The organism is Trebonia sp. (assembly GCF_049794275.1).
Taxonomy (GTDB): domain Bacteria; phylum Actinomycetota; class Actinomycetes; order Streptosporangiales; family Streptosporangiaceae; genus Trebonia.
Map to the genome: position 1 here is coordinate 1 of NZ_JBARCR010001092.1, position 2686 is coordinate 2686.

Genomic DNA, 2686 nt, shown 5'->3' on the forward strand with positions numbered 1-2686 from the left:
GCCTGCCGTAGACCAGGCGGTCGAACAGGGCATGCTCGGCGCGCAGCGCGAAGCGCGGTTTGCCGGGCGCGTCGAGCGCCTCGCTGTAAGCCACCGCCGCCCGCGCGGCGCGCGCGAAGATCTTGCCCTTGCCCTCGCCGGCGGCTCGCTGCTCGGCGCCGTTGTAGACCTTCTCGAACACCCGCGGCACGGCGAGCACGAAGGTGGGCTGGAACGAGGCCAGGTCGGGCAGCAGGTTGTTCATGTCGGAGCAGTGCCCGAGGATGATGCCGGCCTCCAGGCAGCCCACCTCGATGATCCGCGCGAAGACGTGCGCGAGCGGCAGGAACAGCAGCGTGCTCGCCTCGGACGTCTCGTGGATCGCGGCGAGCGGCCCCATGAACGCGTTGCGCACGTCGGCGAGCAGGTTCTCGTGGCTGAGCTCGCAGCCCTTGGGGCGGCCGGTGGTGCCCGAGGTGTAGATGAGGGTCGCGAGGTCCGCGGCCTTGGCGGCGCCGGCGCGCTCGGCGAGGGTCTCGTCGCTCACGCCGGTCCCGCCCGCCACGAGCTTGCCGAGGTCGGGGGAGATGCGCCACAGGTGCTCGAGCGCGGGAAGCCGCTCCCGCGCGTGCGTGATCATGTCCTCGAACGCGTCGGTCTCCACGATCACGACCCGGGCCGCGGAGTTGGACAGTACCCATTCGGCCTGTTCGGCGGAGTCGGTCTCGTAGATGGGCACCACGACCGCGCCGGCGGTCCAGGTGGCGTAGTCGACGAGCGTCCACTCGTACCTGGTGTGCGACATGATCGCCACCCGGTCGCCGGGGGAGACGCCGGCCGCGATCAGTCCCTTGGCGAGCGCGTGCACCTCGTCCCTGAACTGGACGCAGCTGATGTCCTCCCAGCTCCCGTCGGCGGCCTTGCGGCGCAGTGCCACGGCCCGCGGCTGCTCCGCGGCGCGCCGGGTGACCACGTCGGCTAGGTTCGCCGAGGTGGGGATGTCCGCCAGAGCGGGAATGCTGTACTCGCGCACGACCTCTCCCTTTCGTCGTCCCCCATTGGACCACGAACGCTATAAAGCCTAGCCACCGCCGGCGCCGAGTGTTCCTACTAGCCGGTAGCTTTTATCGTAATCTCATGAGGGTCCATGTGGTGAGCGACGTTCACGGCTCGGCCGACGCCCTGGCCGCCGCGGGGGACGGCGCCGACATGCTGATCTGCCTGGGCGACATGCTGCTCTTCCTTGACTACGCGGACCACACCCAGGGCATCTTCGCCGAGCTGTACGGCGCCGAGCACGCCAGGGAGTACATCGACCTGCGCACCGCGCGCCGGTTCGACGAGGCCAGGCAGCTGACCACGGGCATCGCGGCGCGGCTGACCGCCGACCGCGGTGCCGACCTGCGCACGCTCACCGAGCAGGCCATCAGGCGGCAGTACGCCGCGCTGTTCGGGGCGCTGGCCGAGCCCGCCTACCTGACGTACGGCAACGTCGACGTGCCGCGGATGTGGAACGGGTACCTGAAGCCCGGCCACCACGTCGTGGACGGCGGCAGGGTGGAGGTGGGCGGTCTCACCTTCGGGTTCGCCGGCGCCGGGCTGATCTCCCCGTACCGGACGCCGAACGAGATCCCCGCGGCGGAGTTCGCCGCCAAGCTCGACGCCGTGGGGCCGGTCGACGTGCTGTGCACGCATATCCCGCCCGCCGTCCCCGAACTGCTCTACGACACGGTCGCCCGGCGGATGGAGACGGGCAGCCAGGCGCTGCTTGAGGTGATCCGCCAGACGCAGCCGCGGTACGCGTTCTTCGGCCACGTGCACAACCCGCTCGTCCAGCGGGTGCGAGTCGGCCGCACCGAGTGCGTCAACGTCGGCCATTTCCGCGCCACGCGCGTGCCGTATGTGGTGCAGCTGTAGGGGTAGCGTTACAGGCATGAGCCAGCCAGCACGTGACCCTCTCGGCGACTTCCAGCGATGGCTGATGAAGGCGGGGGCGCGCAGCCTGAGCCGCGAGGTGGCCACCAGGGTGAGGACCACGCTCGGCGGCGGCGCCAGCGCGAATAAGCACGCCAGCGTGTGGGAGACCGCCACCACGGAACCGCCGGGGGACGAGCCGCCGGAGTGCCAGTGGTGCCCGATCTGCCGGGCGGCCCGCAGGTACCGGGATGGCGGCGGCACTGCCACCCCCGACCTCGGCTCCCAGCTAGCGGGGGTCGGGGACGTGCTCGCGGGCTTCACCAAGGACGCGTTCAGCCTGTTCGAGGCCGCCGTGCGGAATCCACAGCGGCCCCCGGGTGCCCCGGGCAGCCCTAACGCCCCGGGCGCGGACACTCCGGCCACTCCGAGCACCCCTGGCGCCGCGTCAGACGATGGCCCCGTCGTCGGGCCCAGAGTCACGTGGGCCGCCGCCGTTGTCCATGCGGAGGACGAGGATAGCGAACCCGCCGACAAAGGCGGCCACGCAGAGGAAGACGGCGAGCCCGGAGAGACTGCCGCCGACAGCGGTGGCGATGAGCAGGTAGAGGGGTCCGCCGAATAGCGCCAGCCAGGCGCCCTTGGTGATGGGGTCCAGCCTGGGCAGCGGCGGGGGCGGCGGCGGCACGTAGTGCTCGTCGGCGGGGTCGGCAGGAGCGGTACCGTCCCTGGGGTCGCGCCCGGCCCTGGCGCCGACTGGCGGCGCCGGCGGCCATGGCGCCTCAGGCAGTCC

2 protein-coding genes and 1 pseudogene are annotated in these 2686 nt (G+C 71.6%); 1 reads left to right on the top strand and 2 read right to left on the bottom strand.

All coding sequences use genetic code 11. From position 1 onward, the window contains the following. Positions 1-1012: AMP-binding protein (locus WA805_RS27220; protein ID WP_425243768.1), on the bottom strand; the 1012-nt coding region annotated here is incomplete at its 3' end. Between the two features lie 104 nt (positions 1013-1116). On the opposite strand from WA805_RS27220, the gene WA805_RS27225 reads away from it, so the two are divergent. Continuing rightward, positions 1117-1896, top strand: coding sequence for a metallophosphoesterase family protein (locus tag WA805_RS27225; RefSeq protein WP_422325132.1), 780 nt, complete (start codon positions 1117-1119; stop codon positions 1894-1896). Between the two features lie 445 nt (positions 1897-2341). Here WA805_RS27225 and WA805_RS27230 read toward each other — a convergent pair. Next, positions 2342-2686 (bottom strand): annotated as a pseudogene (locus tag WA805_RS27230) (hypothetical protein); the annotation flags it as partial.

Coding starts and splice junctions, on each gene's coding strand:
- WA805_RS27225 (WP_422325132.1), top strand. CDS start 1,117: ATGAGGGTCCATGTGGTGAGCGACGTTCACGGCTCGGCCGACGCCCTG.